22 protein-coding genes are annotated in these 23158 nt (G+C 49.7%); 2 read left to right on the forward strand and 20 right to left on the reverse strand.

Annotation, left to right across the window (positions count from 1 at the left end):
• From AC9UES_RS00540 to thyX, 4 genes are all read right to left on the reverse strand, one after another.
• Positions 1 to 1564: DNA translocase FtsK 4TM domain-containing protein (locus tag AC9UES_RS00540; protein ID WP_509525589.1), on the reverse strand; the 1564-nt coding region annotated here is incomplete at its 3' end.
• A 49-nt stretch (positions 1565 to 1613) separates the two neighbouring features.
• On the reverse strand, positions 1614 to 3245 hold the full coding sequence (locus tag AC9UES_RS00545; RefSeq protein WP_509525744.1) for a ribonuclease J: 1632 nt from the start codon (positions 3243 to 3245) through the stop codon (positions 1614 to 1616).
• Between the two features lie 63 nt (positions 3246 to 3308).
• The gene (dapA, locus tag AC9UES_RS00550; RefSeq protein WP_509525591.1) at positions 3309 to 4289 is read right to left on the reverse strand and encodes a 4-hydroxy-tetrahydrodipicolinate synthase; all 981 of its coding nucleotides are present in this window, start codon (positions 4287 to 4289) and stop codon (positions 3309 to 3311) included.
• Between the two features lie 25 nt (positions 4290 to 4314).
• Positions 4315 to 5046 (reverse strand): FAD-dependent thymidylate synthase, encoded by a 732-nt coding sequence (gene thyX / locus AC9UES_RS00555; RefSeq protein WP_509525593.1) that lies wholly within the window; start codon positions 5044 to 5046, stop codon positions 4315 to 4317.
• 138 nt (positions 5047 to 5184) lie between these two features.
• On the opposite strand from thyX, the gene AC9UES_RS00560 reads away from it, so the two are divergent.
• Together AC9UES_RS00560 and AC9UES_RS00565 are read left to right on the forward strand one after the other, a co-directional pair.
• The gene (locus AC9UES_RS00560) at positions 5185 to 5625 is read left to right on the forward strand and encodes a TlpA family protein disulfide reductase (RefSeq protein WP_509525596.1); all 441 of its coding nucleotides are present in this window, start codon (positions 5185 to 5187) and stop codon (positions 5623 to 5625) included.
• Positions 5622 to 6098 carry a DUF4395 domain-containing protein gene (locus AC9UES_RS00565; RefSeq protein ID WP_509525599.1) on the forward strand — a complete coding sequence of 159 codons (477 nt, stop codon included), beginning with the start codon at positions 5622 to 5624 and terminating at the stop codon, positions 6096 to 6098. Before AC9UES_RS00560 ends, AC9UES_RS00565 begins: the two co-directional genes overlap by 4 nt.
• Here the strand turns inward: AC9UES_RS00565 and AC9UES_RS00570 are convergent.
• The 16 genes from AC9UES_RS00570 to AC9UES_RS00645 form a co-directional block, all read right to left on the reverse strand.
• Positions 6095 to 6538, reverse strand: a complete 444-nt coding sequence (locus AC9UES_RS00570) for a hypothetical protein (RefSeq protein WP_509525601.1) — start codon at positions 6536 to 6538, stop codon at positions 6095 to 6097. The genes AC9UES_RS00565 and AC9UES_RS00570 overlap by 4 nt on opposite strands.
• 1 nt (position 6539) lies before the next feature.
• Positions 6540 to 7259: a 4-hydroxy-tetrahydrodipicolinate reductase gene (dapB, locus tag AC9UES_RS00575; RefSeq protein WP_509525604.1), complete on the reverse strand. Its 720-nt coding sequence runs from the start codon at positions 7257 to 7259 to the stop codon at positions 6540 to 6542.
• Between the two features lie 20 nt (positions 7260 to 7279).
• Complete coding sequence (locus tag AC9UES_RS00580; RefSeq protein ID WP_509525606.1) at positions 7280 to 8617, reverse strand: M16 family metallopeptidase; 1338 nt, start codon at positions 8615 to 8617, stop codon at positions 7280 to 7282.
• Positions 8618 to 8629: 12 nt separating this feature from the next.
• Positions 8630 to 10834: a polyribonucleotide nucleotidyltransferase gene (locus tag AC9UES_RS00585; protein WP_509525609.1), complete on the reverse strand. Its 2205-nt coding sequence runs from the start codon at positions 10832 to 10834 to the stop codon at positions 8630 to 8632.
• Positions 10835 to 11088: 254 nt separating this feature from the next.
• A complete protein-coding gene (gene rpsO, locus AC9UES_RS00590; RefSeq protein WP_509525611.1) occupies positions 11089 to 11358 on the reverse strand; it encodes a 30S ribosomal protein S15 in 270 nt (89 codons plus the stop codon).
• 127 nt (positions 11359 to 11485) lie between these two features.
• Positions 11486 to 11998: a DUF805 domain-containing protein gene (locus AC9UES_RS00595; RefSeq protein ID WP_509525614.1), complete on the reverse strand. Its 513-nt coding sequence runs from the start codon at positions 11996 to 11998 to the stop codon at positions 11486 to 11488.
• On the reverse strand, positions 11995 to 12927 hold the full coding sequence (locus AC9UES_RS00600; RefSeq protein WP_509525616.1) for a bifunctional riboflavin kinase/FAD synthetase: 933 nt from the start codon (positions 12925 to 12927) through the stop codon (positions 11995 to 11997). Before AC9UES_RS00600 ends, AC9UES_RS00595 begins: the two co-directional genes overlap by 4 nt.
• Before the next feature lies 1 nt (position 12928).
• Positions 12929 to 13327: a hypothetical protein gene (locus AC9UES_RS00605; RefSeq protein ID WP_509525619.1), complete on the reverse strand. Its 399-nt coding sequence runs from the start codon at positions 13325 to 13327 to the stop codon at positions 12929 to 12931.
• A 24-nt stretch (positions 13328 to 13351) separates the two neighbouring features.
• Positions 13352 to 13717, reverse strand: coding sequence for a hypothetical protein (locus tag AC9UES_RS00610; protein ID WP_509525622.1), 366 nt, complete (start codon positions 13715 to 13717; stop codon positions 13352 to 13354).
• The gene (truB, locus tag AC9UES_RS00615; RefSeq protein WP_509525625.1) at positions 13710 to 14600 is read right to left on the reverse strand and encodes a tRNA pseudouridine(55) synthase TruB; all 891 of its coding nucleotides are present in this window, start codon (positions 14598 to 14600) and stop codon (positions 13710 to 13712) included. The genes AC9UES_RS00610 and truB overlap by 8 nt, the downstream gene beginning before the upstream one ends.
• Positions 14601 to 14602: 2 nt before the next feature.
• The gene (gene rbfA, locus AC9UES_RS00620; protein ID WP_509525627.1) at positions 14603 to 15040 is read right to left on the reverse strand and encodes a 30S ribosome-binding factor RbfA; all 438 of its coding nucleotides are present in this window, start codon (positions 15038 to 15040) and stop codon (positions 14603 to 14605) included.
• Positions 15041 to 15042: 2 nt separating this feature from the next.
• Positions 15043 to 17640: a translation initiation factor IF-2 gene (gene infB, locus AC9UES_RS00625; protein WP_509525630.1), complete on the reverse strand. Its 2598-nt coding sequence runs from the start codon at positions 17638 to 17640 to the stop codon at positions 15043 to 15045.
• A 200-nt stretch (positions 17641 to 17840) separates the two neighbouring features.
• Complete coding sequence (gene nusA / locus AC9UES_RS00630; protein ID WP_509525633.1) at positions 17841 to 18818, reverse strand: transcription termination factor NusA; 978 nt, start codon at positions 18816 to 18818, stop codon at positions 17841 to 17843.
• A gap of 21 nt (positions 18819 to 18839) precedes the next feature.
• The gene (locus AC9UES_RS00635) at positions 18840 to 20603 is read right to left on the reverse strand and encodes a proline--tRNA ligase (RefSeq protein ID WP_509525635.1); all 1764 of its coding nucleotides are present in this window, start codon (positions 20601 to 20603) and stop codon (positions 18840 to 18842) included.
• Positions 20604 to 20627: 24 nt separating this feature from the next.
• Positions 20628 to 21785, reverse strand: a complete 1158-nt coding sequence (ispG, locus tag AC9UES_RS00640) for a flavodoxin-dependent (E)-4-hydroxy-3-methylbut-2-enyl-diphosphate synthase (protein ID WP_509525638.1) — start codon at positions 21783 to 21785, stop codon at positions 20628 to 20630.
• Between the two features lie 69 nt (positions 21786 to 21854).
• Positions 21855 to 23156 (reverse strand): M50 family metallopeptidase, encoded by a 1302-nt coding sequence (locus AC9UES_RS00645; RefSeq protein ID WP_509525640.1) that lies wholly within the window; start codon positions 23154 to 23156, stop codon positions 21855 to 21857.
• Positions 23157 to 23158 lie beyond the last annotated feature (2 nt).

The raw sequence follows: 23158 nt of genomic DNA on the forward strand, positions 1-23158 counted from the left end.
TGGTAATAATTGGTGTAATCAGATGGGGAACTCCCTGGTAGGCAGCAAGCTCCACACGCTTGGGGTCTATCAAAACTAGCCTCACCTCAGCGGGCTTTGCCCGCATCAGGATGGAGGTAATCATCGCATTTACGAAACTGGACTTACCGGCACCGGTTGCACCAGCTACCAAAAGGTGTGGCATCTTGGCTAAGTTGGCCACCACGTAGCCACCCTCGACATCTTTACCGATACCGATGGTCAGCGGATGAGCTGACAACTTGGCATTTTGCGAGCGCAGAACATCGCCCAAAGAAACAGTCTCACGGTCAGTATTGGGTATCTCAATTCCAATTGCGCTCTTGCCAGGAATTGGAGCCAAGATTCGCACCTCGTTAGAGGCAACTGCATAAGAAATATTGCTTGCAAGCCTTGTTACAGCCTCCACCTTGACTCCGGCAGCTAACTCCACCTCGTAGCGAGTAACGGTTGGGCCTCTGGAAAAGCCAGTCACGGTGGCATCGATATCGAATTCTTGGAACACTGAACTAATCGATGCAACTACCTCGTCAGTGACCTCGGATTTGAGTTTTGGAATTGTTCCTGGGCCAAGAAGAGATGGGTCTGGAAGCTTGTAAGCGCGTTGGGTCCTGCCAACTGGCGCTACCGGCTCAGAGTCCTGCTCGGGTTCATCAAATAACACTTCTGGATCCAGCGGTTCATCGGCTAGCTCGTAATCCTGCTCAGGTTCAGTTTGCTCGAGCATGCCCTGGACTAGATCAGTACCTTCAACAAGAGCGGAGTCATAAGCGTTGTCGTCTTTTTTGGATCTTCTCCACCAAGGTGCCTTGGTGCCATCAAAGGCATCGTGCAGTTCCAATTCGCTATCGTCTTGGCTTTTTTTCTCAAGAGCAGAACCAAACAGATACTCATACAGCTCCCCAAGCCGCTCACCAATCTTGTTGGGAGCGGTCCTGGTCATAATCAAAATCGAACCAAAGCCAAACAGCACCAAAACTGGAACCGCTCCCCATATAGACATAGTGGACAAGAAAGGTATGGCAATTAGCCAGCCAAGCAGTCCGCCGGCTTCGCTAAGGGCTACTACCCCATCGGTTGGTTGGGGCTGAGCACTAAATAGGTGGAAAAAACCTGATGCCACCATTAGTAGCAAGAACAGGCCAATTCCAATTCGCGAATTGTCCCGAGTGGTTGAGGGGTGCCTAGCCAAATAGACAGCAAAAACAATCATTATCACCGGCAGCACAAAAGCCACCGGGCCAAAGAGCATCCCGAAGGTCCAGGCATGCAATAACTGTGCCCAAGGCTCCTGAATCAGAAACCAGCTAAAGACAATCCCAAGAACACCAAGCAGCGACATGAAAAATGGCGGCCCATCACGACGATCTTCCTTGGCTAACTTCTCATGCGAAAAAGCCCTTGCTGTGGCACCAAACCCGTGGGCTAGGGCCAGATAAAACCTGGATGTTAGAGAAACTTCAGGCTTTGCCGACTTAGCCGAGCCAAGAACCTGGGTTTTGGCCGTGGCGCGCTTAGACGCAGGAGTCGATTTTCGAGTTGCCATGACTTTTAAACTACTAGCGGCCTAGCCAAAACCCGCGTAACCTAGGCGGCTAGCCGTGGATAACTACCGGAATGATCATCGGGCGTCTGCGGTGAGCTTTGGAAACCCAGCCTCCGACGCTTCGACGAATCACCTGCTGCAACTGATGGGTATCTTTGATTCCCTCTCTCGCAGCCAGTAGCAGAGCTTTTTCAATCTGGGGCTTCACGTCATCAAAAACGTGATCTTCTTCCGCAAATGCCCGAGCTCTAATCTCTGGCCCTGCGGTAATCAAACCGGTCCGTGGGTCAATAACCACAAACACTGAGATAAATCCTTCTTCGGCAAGAATGCGACGATCTTTTAGATCCTCCTCGGTGATGGTTCCAACCGTCTTACCGTCTACAAACAGCAATCCACATTCAACCTCGCCGACCACTTTGGCAACCCCGTTGGCTAAATCAATCACAAAGCCATCCTCGGCCAAGATAATGTTCTCTGGCTTGACCCCGGTTTGCTCCGCTAGCTTGGCGTTAGCTATCAGGTGGCGATACTCACCGTGAACCGGCATAACGTTTTTAGGCTTCAAGATGTTGTAAACATAAAGTAGCTCTCCAGCAGCTGCGTGACCCGAGACGTGAACCTTGGCGTTACCTTTGTGAATCACATTGGCGCCGAGTTTGGTAAGGCCATCAATTATTCGGTAAACCGCGTTTTCGTTTCCAGGAATCAATGAGCTTGCCAAAATAACAGTGTCACCTTCGGCAATTTCAATGTCGTGCTCCAGATTCACCATGCGAGAAAGAACCGCCATCGGTTCACCCTGGCTACCGGTGGACATGAACACTACCTGGCTTGGATCAAGACTTAGTGCATCTTTCAATTCAATAAGCGCGCCATCAGGAACATCTAGGTAACCAAGCTCGCTGGCGATATGCATATTGCGAACCATCGATCTTCCAACCAACGCAACTTTGCGACCGTTATGCACCGCTGCATCGATAACCTGCTGGACTCTATGAACGTGTGAGGAAAAAGAGGCAACAATTACCCTCTTTTTGGCCCGACCAATTATGTCTTCTAAAACCGGGCCGATGTCTTTTTCCAAAGGAGTAAAGCCAGGAACATCAGCGTTGGTCGAGTCACACAAAAACAAATCCAGGCCGGCTTCACCGATGCGAGAAAAAGCCCGAAGATCTGTCAACCTGCCATCAAGTGGAATCTGGTCCATCTTGAAATCTCCAGTGTGCAAAATTGTTCCAGCCTTGGAGCGAATTACTACAGCAAGCGCATCGGGAATCGAATGATTTACGGCAATAAATTCGAGTTCAAAATCACCCATCTTCTCTACGTCTCCCTCGGAGACGGTGTGAGTGAAAAGACTCATCTTGTGCTCTTTGGCCTTGGCTTCGATAAAAGCCAAAGTTAGCGCAGAGCCGATGATTGGAATATCACCTTTTAGGCGAAGTAGATATGGCACTCCCCCGATGTGATCTTCATGGCCGTGGGTCAAAACCAATCCGATGATGTCATTTAGCCGATCGCGAAGGTATCCAAAGTCAGGCAGGATGACGTCCACTCCTGGCTGGTTCTCTTCGGGAAACAGCACGCCGCAATCAACAATGAGTATCTTGCCGTTGATTTCAAAGACAGTCATGTTACGACCGATCTCACCAATTCCACCGAGTGGAATAATTCTCATGACATCTTTTTGAAGCTTTGCCGGTAACGGCAGGGTCTGAACCACAGGTTCTACTTTCTTGCTTTAGCGGGTTGTGCCTGCCACCTTAGGCAAAGCACCGCCAGCGGCAGCGTTTCTATCTGGTCTAAAGTTCTCAAAGGAAAGTCCTGGCACAGTGCCGACTTTCTCTATTCCGTCTTCAATGCGAGCAGCCTCGTCATCTTCTGGTCCAACTAAAGGCAATCTAACACGGGCTGATGAAATCATGCCTAGGCCATCCAAGACATACTTTGCCGCCACGGTGCCTGGAACGTGAGTCATTATGGCTCGCTGCAGTGGTTCGAGTGCATTGTGAACGCTTAGCGCGTGATTGAAATCATTGCGGTTGGTGGCATCAACCAATTCTCGATACGCAGCGGGGGCTACGTTTGCTGTCACGCCAATCAAACCGGTAGCGCCAATAGATAGGTGCGGCAAAATGTTGGAATCATCGCCTGAAAAATACATCAAATCTGTTTCATTCATCAATCTCGACGCTTGAGCTAGATCGCCCACTGCGTCTTTTACCGCAATGATGTTTGGGTGCTTGGCTGCTCTATGGAAAGTTTGCTGCGAAATGGCAACGCCGGTTCTACCTGGAATGTCATACAAGATAACCGGCAGATCAGTTGAATCCGCGATCAGGCGGAAATGAGTCAAAATTCCAGCCTGGGTTGGCTTGTTGTAATAAGGGGTGACGATCATTACGCCATCGGCTCCAGCTTTTTCACTTGCCTTGTAAAGCTGCATGGCATGTGCCGTTTCGTTTGAGCCACCGCCGGTAATAATCTTTGCTCGTCCCGAAGCTACTGATTTTCCAACTTCAACGAGCTTGATTTTTTCTGGGTCAGTTAGTGTGCTGGTTTCACCGGTAGTTCCAGTCACTACAATTCCATCTGCACCATTGGAGATCACATAATCCATGTGCTTTTCGACAGAATCCCAGTCGACCTCACCCTCGGGGGTCATAGGCGTCACAAGCGCTACGAGCACTTGCCCGAAGATGCCTTGGTTTGTTTTAGCCATGGATAAACCATAGCTCAGAGCTAAGTTAGGGTGCTACTCGACCGTTTTGGTTGAATGTCTCGTAGGTAAATGGCATGAGCTTGGCCCAGAAATCTTCCATCTTCTCAGCACACATTTCGATTTCACGCTGAGGGAAAGATGGGAAGTGGGTGCCTTCGCGCTTGGTCCGAAGGCTCAAAAAGTTCATCAGGGCACGAGAGTTCATAGTCACATACATGCTCGAATATATATTTAGCGGTAGCACGATGCGAGCTACCTCTCTGGCTACTCCTGCCTCCAGCATTCTCTGATAAGACTCGTAGGCGCTAATTGAAGCAGTTCTAGATTCTTGCTCCACTAGGGCAACCTGCTCCGCTGATCCTGGTAAGAATTCGTAGTGACCAGTTTTCCCAGTTTGGACCAAGTTACGATCTGGTCCTGGAATGTAAAACACTGGAGAAAGCTCTTTGTAGCGACCCGATTCCTCGTTGTAGCTCGCGATTCGGTGACGCATGAATTCTCTAAATACAAAAATTGGTGCCTGAACATAAAAAGTCATGGAGTTGTGCTCAAACGGAGAACCGTGGCGATCCCGCATTAGATAGTTAATTAGCCCTCGGTCACGAGAGTCAGCCTCAGCGTCCTTGTTGGCTGTTGCCGCCTCAAGGGATTGCTCGCCCTGGGTTGAAACCCTGGCGGCGAACAAGACGTCCTGGTCACTGGCGTTGGATCGGACTAATTCGACCGTGACATCGGATCTAAAGACTACTTCGGACATTTGACCAGCCTATCTAGAACCTTGCTGGGAGCTGGCAAGGTCCCTCGTGAGCCCGAAAAATTTCTCGAATATCGGGCATAATCCGAACCCTAACCAAGTTGACTACAGGAGTACCAAGAACTACGGATTGAGGACGCCTTGGATTTTCGAATCACCATCATCGCAGCACTGGTGTTGGTCGCGCTCTCAGCAGGATTCTGGTGGCGAGCAAGAACAGGCCGAGCCAAGCTGGTTCGCTCGGGAGAAATTGTCGATCTTGGCAAACTCAAGGCAACCAGGGCTGGCCAGCCCGTTACCAGCTTTGGAAAAAAGGCAACCTTGTTGCAGTTTTCTACCGAGGTTTGTTCAATCTGTGTTCAGACCGCCAAATACTTCAAAGAACTGGAGTCAAAAAACCCAGATCTAACTCATATAGAGGTTGACCTAACAGACCGAATGGATCTGGCAGCTCACTTCAATGTCATGCAAACCCCAACAACCTTGATTCTGGATCGAACCGGTAAGGTTCAAGCCCGAATTGGTGGAGCACCAAAAATAAACGTAATCCAACAAGAACTAGAGAAACTGGAGATCAAATGAGCACATCAAACCAACCGTCTGCGCCAAAGGGGATCGACCCAAGGGGTCCTAGATTTGGCGCCGCAATAACCTCAGTACTTATGGTTTTGGTTATTTACCTAAGCCTTGCTGCCGAAACTATCAACCTAGCTTTGGGAATCATGATTTTCTCAGTAGCGATGTTCACAATCGGAACCGCTGTAGGCCCAGCTAAGCATCCGTACTCTTACATATTCAAGTATCTAGTTAGACCAGCGCTAAAGCCGCCTACCGCACTTGAGAACGCAACACCTGTGCACTTCGCGCAGTTCGTCGGGCTAATTGTTACTGGAACCGGACTGGTCCTACACCTTCTAGGTGTTACCTACGCTTTGCCAGTTGCAGCGGCAGCCGCATTCACTGCAGCATTTCTTAACGCAGTGTTTGCATACTGCCTCGGTTGCCAGATTTACCTAGGCCTAAAAAGAATTGGCGTTATTCCTTCAAAAAGTTAGCTAGTTCGTCCGAGGGCGATTGCTTGCCGCATCGCCTTTCGGGCTCTAGCCCGATCCCCCGCTGCATCATAGGCAAGGCCTAGCGCGAACCAGGTTCTCCAATTAGATTCGTCGGCTTCAACTATCTCGCGATACTTGCCAAAGATTGCTTCAGCAGAATCCTTTGTTGGGCGACCGCTTGGTCGAAGCTCGAACTCAAAACGTGGCCAGGCGTTTTCTTGCTTTAGAGCTTCGCCGAGTTTTTCAATCCTCAAACCAAATCTAAGCTCTAAAAATATTCCCCAAGCCGCAACCGCTGGAAGAAATAGCATCAACGATCCAATAGCTACCGCAACTGGCTCACTCGAGCCAATAAGTGCTAAAGAGCGCTCTCCCACCAAGGTGAGATAAACACCCAGTAGGCCAGTCATGACAATTGCCCCAAGTTTTGCAGAGGTCAAGCTAGTTCTCTTCCATTAGATCCAGCATGCCAACACTCAGTCCAGAAAGTGTCATGGCCTTATGCATTGATAGCAAGATGCCCTTGGCGTAGACCTCGTGAGAGGTAACCTCGTGACGAACGTAGAGAAACTCATCGGCAGCAGTGAGGGTTACTTCCTGTTCAGCGTGCTTATCTGGAAGCCGAACACTCTTGATCGGAATTCCGTTGAATAAAGGGTCTTTATCTGCACCCGTTTGCTCAGAAGCAGGCTTTCCTTTTCTAGCCTCTGATATTGCAAGGGAGGTGTAAAGGGCGGTGCCTGAAGGTGCATCAATCTTTGTGACGTTGTGAGTCTCGATGATTTCAATCCCGTCAAAATACTTGGCTGCCTCGGCAGCAAATTTGGTTGCTAGAACAGAACCAATTGAAAAATTCGGCACAATTGCAACAACCGCCGATGTTCCAACCATTTTGGCTCTAACGCGATCAATCTTCTCTTTACTCCAACCGCTGGTTCCAACCAAGAGCCTCAAGTTGTTGTCGATTGCGAAATCAACCACTCGCTCGGAAACTTCTGGATTCGTAAAGTCAACTACTAAATCAGCACCAATGGCCTCGTTCAAGGAGTTGCCCGAACCCAAAGCGCTATGCAGGGTAAAGGAAGCGTCTTTTTCAATCAAGCCGAGTGTGAGTTGGCCCATTCGACCGGAGGCGCCTATCAGGCTTACGCTTGTGCTCACAGTTTTAAACTTACCTTGAGCTAACTTACAAATTGATCAAACATGGCCTGATCAACATCGCCAACAGCCACTAAGGATCTTGGCCGAGAAACCAATTCGGCCGCCAAGGACTGAACTTCTTCTAAGCTCACGTGCTCGAAACGAGAAAGCGACTCATCCAGGTCCATAAACTCCCCAGATACGATTTCCGCGGTAGCTAGGCGTGACATTCTTGCCTGGTTGGTTTCAAACTTCAGCGCCAAGCTGCCTGAGATATTTCCTTGCGCAAGTTCAAGTTCTGCCTTTGTAATACCCTCGGTTGCGACCTTTTCTAGCTCTTCGAGCATCAAGGAAGTCACTTCAACAGCTTTAGCGGCTGAGCAGCCCGCATACAAACCAAATGTTGCGGCATCCGAGTAACCCTGGTTGAAAGAGTAAACCGAATAAGCAAGGCCGCGCTTTTCACGGATCTCTTGAAATAGCCTCGAGCTCATTCCGCCACCCAAAACTGTGTTCAGAATTCCCATAGCGTGGCGCCTCGGGTCATCTACCGATAAGCCTTCAGATCCAACCAAGATGTTAACTTGCGAGATTGGACGGTTTATTACCTTTATCTTTAGCCCGCGTGAAATCTTCGCTGGGTGAAGCAACCTTCGCGCTACTGGTTCAGCCGCAATCGATAGGTCCCAACCGGCAGCAAGTAAGCCTTGCTCAACCAACTTCACTAGTTCTTGGTGATCGACGCTTCCGGCTGCTGCGACCACTAGATCTTGTGGGCGATAGTTTTGCTGGTAGTGCTCCCAGACCGCATCTCGGGTGACGGCAGATATGGTCTCTTGAGTTCCACCAATTGGCCTACCCAGTGGGTGATCTCCCAAAACCGCGGTAGAAAACTCTTCGTGCACCACATCGTGTGGATCGTCATCGTTCATGGCAAGTTCTTCAAGAATCACCGGACGTTCGTTCTCGAACTCGGTTGAATCAATAAGGCTCGAAGTGAGCATGTCGGCGATTACATCCACCGCAATAGGTAGCGCCTTGTCCTGAACTCTTGCGTAGTAAGAGGTGTGCTCTTTACCGGTCGAGGCGTTCGATGAGCCACCAACTGAGTCAAAAGCTACCGCAATATCTAGCGCAGTTCTTTTCTTGGTGCCTTTGAACAAAAGGTGTTCAAGAAAATGCGTGCTTCCAAAATGGTTATTGGTTTCGTCCCTAGAGCCAACGGCCACAGAGAAAGAAACAGAAACGCTCTGAGCTCCCGGGACTTGCTCCGTTAAGACGCGAACACCGCTTGGGAGGACACTTCTGCGAACAGAAGTGCCCCCCGAAGCGGTGAACGATAAATCAGATTGTCCTAATGGGAACAATACTTCAGTCATGTATCCCTGGAGTTACTTGTCTTCGGTATCAACTGGAGAAAGCGATAGCTTTCCGCGGTCATCAATCTTGGAGATTTCAACCTGGATGCGCTGGCCTACCTCAAGAACGTCTTCAACGTTCTCAACGCGCTTGCCACCGGCCATCTTCTTGAGCTCTGAGATGTGTAGCAGTCCATCGCGACCAGGAACCAAGGAAATAAAGGCTCCGAAGGTTGCCAACTTCACAACAGTTCCTAGGAATCGCTCTCCGATTTCTGGAACGTGTGGGTTAGCAATCGCGTTGATGGCAGCCTTAGCAGCTTCTGCAGAAGGTCCGTCAACGGCACCGATGTAAACAGTTCCATCGTCTTCAATGGAAATGTCAGCTCCGGTTTCATCTTGAATCTGGTTGATCATCTTGCCCTTAGGGCCGATAACTTCACCGATCTTGTCCAAAGGAATCTTCACCGCGATTACTCGTGGCGCGGTTGGCGCCATTTCGTCTGGGGAGCTGATTGCCTGGTTCATGACATCAAGAATCTTGAGTCTTGCTTCTTTGGCTTGCAGTAGCGCTCCATCTAGAACCGAGGCTGGAATTCCATCCAACTTTGTATCTAGCTGAATTGCAGTGATGAACTCACTGGTACCGGCAACCTTGAAGTCCATATCTCCCAATGCATCTTCTGCACCAAGGATGTCTGTCAAGGCCGCGTAGCGGGTCTTGCCATCGATCTGATCTGAGATCAGACCCATTGCGATACCTGCAACCGCTGCGCGAAGTGGAACACCCGCGTTGAGCAGTGCAAGAGTAGAAGCACAAACAGAACCCATCGAGGTCGATCCGTTAGAACCAAGTGCCTCAGATACCTGACGAATTGCGTATGGGAATTCATCTCTAGCTGGTAGCACTGGCACTAGGGCACGCTCTGCGAGCGCACCGTGACCAATCTCACGTCGCTTCGGGGTTCCCACTCTTCCGGTTTCACCGGTTGAGTAAGGTGGGAAGTTGTAGTTGTGCATGTAGCGCTTGGTCTTCACAGGTGACAGTGAGTCGATCTGCTGTTCCATCTTCAACATGTTCAAGGTGGTAACTCCAAGAATCTGAGTCTCGCCACGCTGGAAGATTGCAGATCCGTGAACTCTAGGAATTACGGCAACTTCTGCATCTAGTTTTCTGATGTCGCGAAGTCCTCGTCCGTCAATACGGATTCCCTCTTCCAATACGCGCTTTCTCATAACCTTCTTGGTTACAGATTTGTAAGCGGCGCTAAACATGTTCATGTCTTCTTCAGAAACTGAAGCAGCGAGCTTCTCTTTGACAGAAGCCTTGTAAGCGTCGTCTTGATCCTGACGAGACTGCTTGTCAGCAACCTGGTAGATCTTGGCTAGCTCTGCTTCGGTTTCTTTCTCAACCAACGCGTAGAACTCATCGGTGTAAGGCAAGAACACTGGGTAGTCGGCACTCTCACGAGATGCCACCTTGGCAAGTTCTTGCTGAGCCTTGATTAGCTGCATTATGAAAGGCTTAGAAGCAAGCAGACCCTCAGATACAACTTCCTCACTTGGAGCGGTTGCACCTTCAGACTTGATTAGGTTCCAAGCGTTTTCTGACGCTTCGGCTTCAACCATCATGATTGCAATGTCTTCTTTGCCGTCTTCGATAATCTGACGACCAGCAACAACCATGTTGAATACTGCGCGCTCTAGCTGAGAGTGCTTAGGGAAGGCAACCCACTGGCCATCGATAAGTGCTACTCGCACTCCACCAATTGGGCCAGAAAATGGCAATCCAGCAATCTGGGTTGACATAGACGCTGCGTTGATAGCGATTACGTCGTAGAGCTCATCTGGCTCGATGGACATTACTGTCACAACAACCTGAATTTCGTTTCTTAGGCCATCAACAAACGATGGGCGAAGTGGGCGGTCGATTAGTCGACATGCCAAAATAGCCTCGGTTGATGGACGTCCCTCACGGCGGAAAAATGAGCCCGGGATGCGTCCCGCGGCATACATTCTTTCCTCAACGTCGATAGTTAGTGGGAAGAAGTCGAACTGATCCTTTGGCTGCTTGCTTGCGCTAGTGGCCGAAAAGAGCATTGTTTCGCCGTCTAGGTAGACAGCTGCTGAACCTTGCGCCTGTTGCGCCAGTCTTCCAGCTTCAAAGCGAATGGTTCGCTTTCCGTACTTGCCGTTGTCAATTACTGCTTCGGCTGATTTAATTTCTGGACCTTCCATGGTCCCTCCTCTTTGTTCTTGTAATGCGCACTAATTTCACCCAACTGTTGGGTAAATGCGCATAGCGAGAATGAGGCGAGAGATTTTTTGCTTTTCAAGACTTGAAAAGCGTGCCTGATCGTCAGTAGAAAAACTTGGGTTTTCCCAAGATCCACCACCGAGGACCAGCAAACCTATCCTCATCGCTCGCTACGAGCCTAACAGGGCAGGGCAATTTTGCCTAGGAATCTAGGTGAACAACAGGGTTTTGCTAGTTAGCGGCGGATACCTAGGCGCTCAATAAGAGCACGGTAGCGACCGATTTCAACCTTCTGCAAGTATCCAAGCAATCTGCGGCGCTGACCTACTAGAAGTAGCAGTCCACGACGAGAGTGGTGGTCATGCTTGTGCTCTTTTAGGTGCTCGGTTAGATCCTTGACGCGCTGGGTCAATACAGCAATCTGAACTTCAGGAGAACCGGTGTCACCTGGGTGAGTTGCATACTGCTGAATAATGTCGTTTTTTACTTTTGCATCTAATGACATGGTGTCTTCCTTCTATTCGCTGCGCGGCGCAAAAAACATGACGTTATTTGCTCTATCTATCCGCGGCCGATACACGGCAACCCCAAAAGCTTACTCTAGGAAGCTGCCCTGACGCCAGCCCAAGAATCTACTCTGCGTAGCGGTTGCCGTCTTCCTTGGATTTACTAGCTCGCAGGCACAGAACCAGTAGGAAAATCTGGACCATTAGGGCCAAAAGAACAGCCGGTGCGAAGTAGGCAATCAAGCTAGCCAGATCTTCTAGAGTCGGGGTAACAACGTTGTCAAGGTAGCTGATAACTCCAACGACGCCAAAGACAAAAGGAACAATTGGCAACAATAAGGACCACAGCCACTTACCCGACCAGCCGGCATCGCGAATTCGTCTCGAAGTTACAGCAAGAGATGGAATCAGTATGACAATTGCGAAGATGTTAGAAAAAGGGGTTGGCTGATTTAGCGCTACCAGCACATCATCGGTTTCAACTGGTGGCCAAAAAACCGAATCGATAGTTCCTAGAACAAGGGCCATCAAAACACTGAATAGCACGAAGTACCAATACTGAGCCCTGCTGCTCACACCACGAAACTGTGCGAAATTCACGAATGCCGATTTTACGGCTCCAGCAAAAGTTACTTTCATTTCATTCCTAACTGTTGTCTTACTACCTCTAAATCTAGATTGATTTGGGCAACAAGTGAGTCAACGCCATCAAATTTCTCAACGGGTCTAACAAAGTCAATAAACTCCAAAGTCACGACCTTGTCGTAGAGATCAAGCTCGGTTTCATCCAAGACGTGCGATTCCACCAGCCTTGGTACGGCTTGAAAAGTCTCGTTGATTCCAACCGATTGGGCTGCCGGGTACCTGATGCCTTCGGAAACTAACCATCCGGAGTAGACGCCATCTAGAGGAAGATAACCTTCTGCCTCGCGCGACAAGTTCGCCGTTGGAAAGCCAATTTCTCTACCAATTTTCAATCCATGCTCAACAACACCGACCGCCACATGCACTCTTCCAAGCAGCTTGGCTACAGCCACAACATTTCCCTCGTCTAAGAGGTTTCTTACTCTGGTAGTGGAGACGGTCTCGCCATCAATTTCAATTGGCTTCACTTCCGAAACACTAAAGCCATATTGCTGACCCAGCTCTCGAAGGGTCTGGGTGTCCCCCGAACCTTGATCGCCGAATCTAAACCCTTGGCCCACCATAACGACCTGGGCGTGCAAGGTATCAACCAAGATTTCCTTCACAAACTGCTCAGGGGTTTTGCTCGCAAGTGCTTGATTAAATTCGAGCTCAACTAATACCGCTGCGCCGAGAGATTCGATAATCGAGTGCTTTTGAGTCTTACCAATGATTGGCAACTTTGCCCGATCAGGGCGAAGCAGGTGGTCAGGATGCCTGTCAAAAGTCACAACCGTTGGCACTAGTGATTGATCTTTGGCGGCTTCAATCAAGTTTGAAAACAAGGACTGATGTCCCAAATGTAGGCAGTCAAACTTGCCAATGGTTACGACTGTTTTTCCGATATCGGATGGAACATCTGAAAGAACTGAGTAAGTCTGCAAGCTAGTTGCCTCGTTTTGCTTTTTGAATCCAAATCAAACCAAGAACCGGAAGAACCAGTGGCAAGTAGCCATAGCCGGAACCAAAGCCTGACCAAACACTGGCGTGATCAAAAAGCTCTGGTGCAACAAAAGAAAACGTTCCAACGCTTAGTACTCCAACCAGTTCAAAAACAACAGCCCCAATCGCAACTTTGTTCCAGGTCGTTCCAGACCTAGCCAACGAAACGGTTGCGAGGATGTAAACCAGAGCGCTTAGTAGTGATAGTGAATACGCCAATGGTGCCTGTTCGAATTTGGTAATGACTTGAAAGCTAGCCCTAGCCGTTGACGAAACTGCAAAGACTGCGTAAACCAAAATGAGCAGTCTGCCAACGCCAAGCGATCTTGAAGATTTAGTCAATCTAGGAGCCTTACTCTTTCTTTGTTAGTAACTGCCGGTCCAGATTTGGTGCATGCGAACTAGCATCACGGCAACAGTTAGGGCGGCAACACCCAGAATCATTGTTGACCAGCGGTTTCTTTCCACCAGACCCCAGAAGCCTGCTCCGATAGGAACCATGATTGCTACCAGTAGGTAGGCGAAGTACTCGACGGTATCAAGAGCTGCACTCGCTCCTCCGCTCACCACAACAATGGAAACTGCGAACTGGCCGATAAGCCCAAGTAAGACAAGAGCTAGCGATCCAATGCTCCACAGACTCGGCAGCTTCTTTATCGCGCCAAGAGTTACGGAAAAGATCCCCGCCACCACGGCGACCCAGAGCTGCGCTAGATAGAACCACTCAATCATTTATTGCTCCTTGGAAGACCACAACTGATTTTAAGTCAGTTTTCACACTCTCCAGGACAGCAACTAGTTTTCCTGACATTGACAGCCCTGCAGCTAGGCCAGCAACCTCTGGTTTTCCTGAGATTCGCTTGCCATGAATCAAATCTGTAACTTCCGAATCCGTTAGCTGAATCACTGGAAACAATTGCTTAGCAGCCGTAGCTAACTCTGTTAGCCGTAATTCACCCAGTTCCTCAATCGAGTTGGCCTCAGTTACGTCAAAATGGCCGACCTTGGTTCGGCGAAGTGCCGTGATGTGACCACCAACACCCAAAGAGGCACCAATATCCCGAGCCAAGGCTCGGATATAGGTTCCAGAAGAGCACTCCACCTTAACTTGCACATCCAAAAATCCAGAAACTCTAGCCACTGACAGCATTTCGAAGCGGTAGATGGTTACCTCACGAGCTTTGAGCTCGACTTGTTCACCCGCTCGAACAAGGTCATAGGCTCTCTTGCCGTCTATCTTTATGGCACTGACCGAAGATGGGGTTTGCATGATGACGCCAGTTAGCTTGGCAATTTCACGCACGATATCCTCATCGCTCAGTTTTGCTATTTCATCTGGGCTGGCGGAGGCGATTACTTCAGATTCGGAATCATCGGAAATCGTTTGCTGGCCCAGGCGAATGGTTGCTTCATAGGTTTTGTCGGCACCGACCAAAAAGGTAAGTAGTTTGGTTCCAGATTCAATGCCAAGAACTAATAGCCCAGTTGCTAGTGGATCAAGAGTTCCAGCGTGGCCGACTTTTTTAGTCCCAACCGCCTTGCGCACTTTGGCAACAACATCATGGCTGGTCCAGCTAGTTGGTTTATCAATCAAAACCAAACCTGGGGTTGCCAAGATTAGTCCTGATCTTCTTGGATCTTTGGTTCCTTGTAAGGGTTTAGCTCCCCCGCATAGTTAGCTGATGCTGCAATCTTGGCAACCTGAGCATCTCTGGCTCTGGCTTCTGCAAGTAGATCGTTTAGGTGAGCAGCATTTTCAGGAAGTTCATCGGCAATGAATTCGAGAGTCGGTGTCAAGCGAATAGAGAGGTTATGCCCAACGTCCCCACGGACACGACCGGTGTTTCTTTTGATGATCTCGTTTGATCTGGCGCGGTCCTCATCGGAGCCGTACACGGTGTAAAAGATCTGTGCATGCTGTAAATCTGGAGTCACTTTTACTTCGGTGAGTGTGACAAAACCCAGATCTGGGTCTTTCACGGTTTTCTCCAAAGACTCTGCCACCAAAACCTTGATACGTTCGGCGAGCTTGCGAGCGCGAGCTACATCGACCATTTCTAGACCCTAGGCTTCTCACGCATCTCGAAGGTTTCAATGATGTCCTCGAGTTGCAAGTCGTTGAATCCAGCAAGACCAATTCCACACTCGAAGTCGGTCTTGACTTCGCTCGCGTCGTCCTTGAATCTCTTGAGCGATTCGACCTTGACGTTGTCGATAATGACCTCGCCGCCACGAAGCACCCTGGCCAGAGCATTTCTCTTGATTGATCCAGATCGAACAATCGATCCAGCGATTGTTCCCACCTTGGAGGACTTGAATAGTTCGCGAACTTCAGCTGTTCCGAGCTGAACCTCTTCGTATTCAGGCTTGAGCATGCCCTTGAGGGACTTCTCGATGTCTTCTAGAGCTGCGTAAATCACCGAGTAGAAACGGATGTCAACACCCTCACGGTCGGCTCTTTCCTTCGCCTTGTTATCAGGGCGAACGTTAAATCCGATGATGATTGCATTATCAACAGTTGCTAGGTTCACATCAGACTCGGTAACAGCACCGACACCGCGGTGAATAATACGAAGCTGAACGGAATCGTCGATCTCGATCTTGAGTAGCGAGTCTTCCAAGGCCTCAACGGCACCGGAAACATCTCCCTTGATAACCAAGTTGAGTGATTCGACCTTGCCGTCTTCGAGCGCCTTGCTAAAGTCTTCGAGGCTGACGCGCTTTCTTGTCTTGGCTAGCAGTGCATTTCGATCCGCTGCCTCACGCTTTTCGGCAATTTGTCTTGCCTGGCGCTCATCTTCGGTAACAACAAAGGTGTCACCTGCGCGAGGAACACTTTGTAGACCTAGTACCTGAACCGGTCTAGAAGGTGTGGCTTGCTCTACTGCTTCGCCGTCTTCGTTGAACATCGCGCGAACACGACCGTGAGCACTTCCCGCAACAATGGAGTCACCAACGCTCAAAGTTCCCGACTGAATTAGTACTGTTGCAACCGCTCCACGGCCCTTGTCCAGGTTTGCTTCGATAGCAACACCGCGAGCGTCCTTGTTTGGGTTCGCGCGCATATCAAGTGCTGCGTCAGCAGTAAGTAGCACTGCGTCCAACAGTTCAGCGATTCCCTGCTTCTTCAAGGCAGACACTGGTACGAACATGACGTCACCGCCATACTCTTCAGCAACCAGATTGAACTCGGTGAGCTGCTGCTTGACCTTGTCTGGGTTCGCACCTTCTTTATCAATCTTGTTTATGGCAACCACAATTGGCACCCCTGCAGACTGGGCGTGATTTAGTGCCTCAATGGTTTGTGGCATAACGCCATCGTCAGCTGCAACAACCAAGATTGCGATGTCAGTTACCTGAGCACCACGAGCTCGCATAGCTGTGAAGGCCTCGTGACCTGGGGTGTCAATAAAGGTAATGGCGCGATCGATACCCTCATGGGTGGTGTGCACCTGGTAGGCACCGATGTGCTGAGTAATTCCGCCAGCCTCACCAGCTTGGACGTTGGCGTTACGAATTGAGTCCAGCAGTGCAGTCTTTCCGTGGTCAACGTGACCCATAACGGTAACTACCGGTGGGCGACTAACAAGATCTGCTTCTTCATCGTCGTAATCAGCCGAAACATCCAGACCAAAGCCCTCAAATAGCTCGCGCTCTTCGTCTTCTGGAGAAACAACCTCAATCTTGTAACCAAGCTCATCTCCAAGAATCTGGAAAGTTTCTTCATCAAGCGACGCGGTAGCTGTTGCCATCTGACCAAGTGCAAATAGCACTGTGATTAGCTGACCGGCATTGGCATCAATCTTGTCGGCAAAGTCCTGAATCGAAGCTCCGCGGCGCAATCTGATTACTGTTGTGCCATCTCCTCTTGGAACAACTGCTCCACCAAGACTTGGAATGCTTCTTTGTTCGAATTCTTCTCTCTTAGCGCGCTTTGATTTTCTGGCCTTAGATTGACCTCTTGCGCCACCTTTACCAAAAGCACCAGCTGTTCCGCCGCCAACACCGCGACCTCTTCCACCCGCTGAAGGACGACCTGGGAAACCTCCCGGTGCACCGCCACCCAATCCAGGTTTCGCAGCACCAAATCCTGGACGTGCGCCTGAGGCACCACCTGGTCTTGAACTACCTGGTCTGAACTCGCCGCCTTCTGGTCTAGATCCAGGTCGAGCTGCGCCAGGTCGCGCTGTCCCGGGTCTTGCCATACCTTGTGAGGCATTGAATGGATTGTTTCCAGGTCTTGTCATTGGACGAGGAATTCCCATTCCCTGACTGGATGCAAATGGGTTATTTCCAGGTCTTGGAATACCCGGAGTGGTTGGAGAAACTTTTGGCTCTTTCGGAGCGTCTGTAATTGAACTTGGAGCAAGACGAGAAGTTTTTGGCTTTACTTCTTTTGTGGGTTCAGCGGGAGCAACTGTCTCTTCTGCAGCTGGAGCATCAGCTTTTGCTTTTGGAGCGGCTTTGGGTTTGGCCACTTTTTTCTCTTTAGGCTTGGCGTCAGGAAACGCAGCGCGCAGCTTCTTAGCCACTGGGGGTGCGATTGTTGAAGATCCAGATTTGACGTATTCGCCAAGTTCTTCTAATTTGGCCAAAGCCACCTTGGTGTCAATGCCAAGTTCTTTAGCTACGTCGTAAACACGTGGTAGCGCCACTTACTTCTCCTGTCTGGGCCTTCCCAAACAGGGCAGGCCATTAAAGCTGTTGGATACTCATTTCGAGCTACTCATTTATTTGCCAACATCTTTTCTACCTGTTCTAGTTATTTCACTTCACAAACCAGAAGTTCGGAACTTTTTGGTCCAAATCTCTGATTGATTCTTTCCCTATTCTAGCCCCAAAGGGCTAAAGCGCTCTAGTCGCCTTCGAGAATACTGTCGGGCTGAATATCAATCTTGGCCCCGGTCAACTTGGCAGCCAGGCGGGCATTTTGACCCTCTTTGCCGATAGCGAGCGAGAGCTGGAAATCAGGCACCAAAACCCGCACCTGGCGCTCTTCGGCATTGATCATGTAAGCACTCGATGCCTTGGCTGGGGACAAAGCCTGGGTGACAAACTCCGTCAGGTCCTCGGAATAGTCCACGATGTCGATCTTCTCGTCGTTTAGCTCGGACTGGACGGCTCTAACCCGCTGGCCAAGTTCACCAATGCAGGCTCCCTTGGCATTAATGGCAGGGTCCTTTGCTCGGACGGCAATCTTGGTGCGGTGCCCTGCTTCTCTGGCAACCGAAACAATCTCAACTACACCTTCAGCAATTTCTGGGACCTCAAGTGCAAAGAGTTTTCTAACTAAACCCGGGTGGGTTCTAGAAACAGTAACCTGAGGGCCCTTGGTGCCCTTGGAAACGCTGGTTACGTAAACACGAATTCTTTTGCCGTGGGTATATTCCTCACCGGGAACTTGCTCTTCTGGGGGCATGATGGCCTCAATCGAGCCCAGGTCAACATAAACCATGTATTGGCGCTGCCCCTGCTGGATTGTTCCGGCAACGATGTCTCCGTCTTTGCCCTTGAACTCACCAAAGACACCTTCGTCGTTAATCTCCCGCAATCTGGTGGCAATTACCTGCTTGGCGGCGCCTGCGGCAATTCGACCAAAGTTATCAGGCGTGGCCTCGGTTTCTCCAGTTTGATTACCTTCTTCGTCGAGCACGGCAGTGAAGATAAGAACGTGGCCGGTTTGTTGATCAAGGTGGGCGCGGGCTTTATCGGTATTACCGATGTTGCGGTGGTAGGCGGCTAGCACGGCGGCTTCAATGATCTCAACGAGCTCCTTGAAAGGAATCTCGTTCTCGCGCTCAATGTTTTTCAGAACACTTAGGTCGATGTCCACTTGCAACACCTCCAAAAGTTCTTATTTGACTGCAGACAAAACAGAGTCTAGCTTGATAGCTGCTCTTTCCCCAGTCCTTCTGTTCCATAGTTCAACTTCGCCAGTTTCAAGACCCTTACCAACAATCACCACAGTTGGAATTCCGATCAACTCAGCATCCGAGAACTTAACTCCAGGAGAGACCTTGGCTCGATCATCCAACAAAACTGTCTTTCCAGTGCTCTCAATTTCAGCAGCTAGCTTCTCCGCTGCTTCGTAAACTGCATCGTCTTTACCGGCTGCAACCACGTGCACATCAGCAGGGGTTACCGATTGAGGCCAGATAAGACCCTTGTCATCGTTATTGGCCTCGGCCAAAACTGCAACCAAGCGCGTCACGCCGATTCCGTAGGAGCCCATGGTGACAGTTACGAGCTTCCCGTTTTCGTCCAATACTTTGAGGTCAAGCGCCTCGGCATACTTTCTACCCAGCTGGAAGACGTGACCAATTTCGATACCTCTTGCAAGCTCCAGCTCACCAGAGCCATCTGGGGCCAAGTCTCCTGCCCGAACCTCCGCGATGTCAGCAATTCCATCAGCTATAAAGTCGCGACCCATAACCAAACCAAAAACGTGCTTCTCGTTTTCGTTAGCTCCAGTTACCCAAGAGCTTCCTTTGACTACCCTCGGGTCAACTAGGTACTTGATGCCAGATGTAGCTTTTGCACCAAGGAACTGAGCGCCTGACTTTGTTGGGCCAATGTATCCCTTGACAAGCACTTTGTGCTTGGCAAAATCTTCATCGGTTGCTTGAGCTACCTGGTCGGTTCCAAAGAACGCCTCAGCGCGTTTTTGATCCACTTCACGGTCTCCTGGAATACCGACAATCACAATTTCGGTTTTACCTTCGGCCGAGGTGACAGCTAGGACAACATTTTTCAAGGTGTCAGCTGCACTCCAATTCGAGCCATCATGTTTTTTGACCTTGGAGTTAGCTAACTCCACGAGAGTTTTAATCGTTGGTGTATTCGGTGAAGCGTTAACTTGAGCCGCAGGTAACTTAGAAAAATCAATCTCCTCAGGTGCAACGCTCTTGACCGCTTCAACGTTTGCCGCGTAACCGCCGGCAGATCGAACAAAAGTATCTTCACCAATTGGTGAGGGCGATAGGAACTCTTCTGATTTAGATCCACCCATTGCTCCAGCGTCTGCTTTCACAATTACGTACTCCACACCCAACCTGGTGAAGATGCGCTCGTAGGCGGCGCGTTGAGCTTGGTAAGCAACTTCCAGCCCTTCGTCGTTTACGTCGAAGCTGTAAGCGTCTTTCATGACAAATTCGCGACCGCGCAGCAATCCAGCACGAGGCCTTGCCTCATCGCGATACTTGTTTTGTATTTGATACAAAGAAAGCGGAAGGTCTTTATAGCTCGAGTAAAGATCTTTCACCAAGAGGGTGAATACTTCTTCATGGGTTGGAGCCAACAGATAATCGGCTTTTTTGCGGTCTTGGAGCCTGAATAAGTTATCACCGTATTCGCTCCAGCGACCGGTTACCTCATATGGTTCTCTTGGCAAAAGAGCTGGGAAAAACACTTCCTGCGAACCGGCAGCCGCCATCTCTTCGCGGATAATTTTTTCAATCTTGGCCTTGACCATAAGCCCCAGCGGAAGCCAGGTGTAAATACCTGGAGCTGCGCGTCTTATATATCCTGCTCTAAGTAGCAGCCTGTGACCTTGAACATCAGCGTCAGAAGGGTCTTCTCGTAGTGTGCGAAGGAAGAGTTGGCTTAGACGGATAGGCATGGGCTCAATGTTACCGCCACGAGGCTATTTGTCTTTGACTAAAACCTGCGGTGAGCCAACAAGTGTTGGATCCATCTCAGCGGCCAAGCGGTTAGCTTCCTCAATCAAGGTCGCGACAATCTCAGACTCAGGCACAGTTTTGATAACTTCACCCTTCACAAATATCTGACCCTTGCCATTACCCGAAGCGACACCAAGATCTGCCTCACGAGCTTCACCTGGGCCATTCACCACACAACCCATAACTGCAACTCGCAGCGGAACCGTTAACTTCTCTAGCCCTGCCGTGACGTCGTTAGCAAGTTTGTAAACATCAACTTGAGCGCGACCACAGCTTGGGCAGCTAACAATTTCTAGTTTGCGAGGTCGAAGATTTAGTGACTCCAAAATCTGAGAACCAACTTTGATTTCCTCAGCAGGTGGGGCAGAAAGTGAAACCCTGATGGTGTCACCGATGCCCTTGGAAAGCAATGCACCAAAGCCTACGGATGACTTAATGGTTCCCTGGAAACTAGGTCCCGCCTCGGTAACACCGAGGTGAAGTGGCCAGTCTCCGCGTTCTGCAAGTAATTCGTAAGCACGAATCATGACAACAGGGTCGTTGTGCTTTACGGAAATCTTGAAGTCGTGAAAGTCGTGCTCTTCAAACAGGCTTGCTTCCCAAACGGCAGACTCAACCAAAGCTTCCGGGGTTGCCTTGCCATACTTTTCCAAAAGTCTTGGATCCAACGAACCAGCATTGACACCAATGCGAATTGAAACTCCCGCGTCCTTGGCGGCTTTGGCAATTGGAGCAATCTGATTGTCAAACTGTCTAATGTTTCCTGGGTTTACTCGAACCGCACCGCAACCTGCGTCAATTGCCTGGAAAACATACTTTGACTGAAAGTGAATGTCAGCAATCACCGGGATCTGAGATTTTTTAGCAATGATATGCAGCACATCAGCGTCATCTTGTGATGGGCAGGCAACTCGAACAATGTCACAACCAGATGCTGTTAGCTCCGCAATCTGCTGCAAGGTTCCATTGATGTCAGTAGTTGGAGTAGTCGTCATGGACTGCACCGAGATTGGTGCCTCGCTACCAACTTGCACTTTGCCAACCATGATTTGCCTGGTTTTGCGCCTTGGAGTAAGAACAGGCGGTGGCGGCTTTGGTAGCCCTAGGTTTACAGCTGGCACATTGCTCCTCGAATAACGGTTCTTAGCCCCTTAAGCATACGCAGGCAAACTGGGTTTACTGAAATAGCCCTAGCCGAATAGGGATATTGGGTTGATTAAGTCCGCGGTAATCAATAAAAGCGATACGGCCATCAGTGCAATAAACACAATCCAGGTAAGTGGCATCAATAAAGCAGTGTCCGCAGGTCCTGGATCTTTCTTACCCAAAACTTTGTAGATGCCGCGCTTTATGCTCTCGTAAACTCCCCCGGCTACGTGCCCGCCATCTAAAGGTAGAAGTGGCAACATGTTGAAAACAAAAAGTGCAAAGTTCAACGAACCAAGAATTGAAATTCCGGTTGCAAGCTTGTCCGCAAGCTCGGTTTGCTCCGACGCAGCAACCTCCCCGGCTATTGCACCAATTCCAACAATCGAAATCGGTCCATTTGGATCACGCTCACCGTAACCAAGTGTGGAAGCAGTAACTTCAAAAACTTTTTGTGGCAGTTGCAAAATCAACTGCCCAATTTGCAGCATCACGTTTCCTGAAGCTTCTAATGAAGCTCCAATTGAAACTGGAATTCTCTCAGGGATTAGAAAAACTCCAAGAAATGGCTGTGGCGCCATTACTGCTTCTCCACTGTCATCAAGAATTGGGGTACCAAGGTTGTCAAACTGTGGCCGCTGTTGAATTACGGCACTTACGGTCAGAGAAACTAATTCACCGGCTCTTTTGACTTCGAGCTCAACAGTTGGGGTCTCGGTAAGAATCTGCCTTATCTGAACCCAGTCCTCTGCTGATTTTCCATCAACAGAAACAATTTCATCGCCTGCCTTGAGTCCAGCTATGTGAGCTGGGGTTTGCTCGGAAGCTGTGCAACTGGTTTGCGTGGAGTCTAAACAAACCGAAACGGCATCAATCTTCAGTGAAGATTGAAACACCCCAAAGCCCGACAAAGAAAAAACCGTAAGCAGAACTCCAAGAACCAAGTTCATAAAAGGTCCACCGAGCATGATGATCATTCGCTTGCCAACTGGTAGCTGGTAGAACTTGCGGTTTTTGTCTTTGGGTGTTTCTTCCTCGGAGTGAGCAAGCCTTGCTTGGGCAATCATGTCTGGAAAGAATCCAGTTTTGGTCTCAGGCTTTTTTGCTGGTGGGTACATGCCCAGCATTGCTATGTAGCCACCCAGCGGAATGGCCTTTACCCCGTATTCGGTCTCGCCTTTTTTCCTTGAGAACAAGGTTGGGCCAAAACCAATCATGTACTTGGTTACCTTTACCCCAAAGGCTTTTGCGGGAATCAAATGACCGAGCTCATGCAATCCAATGGAGAAAGCGATGCCGATGATTATGAAGATGATTCCGGCTAGGTACCAAAGGGTTTCGCTCACAA

This window comes from Rhodoluna sp. (genome assembly GCF_044232805.1).
GTDB lineage: Bacteria > Actinomycetota > Actinomycetes > Actinomycetales > Microbacteriaceae > Rhodoluna.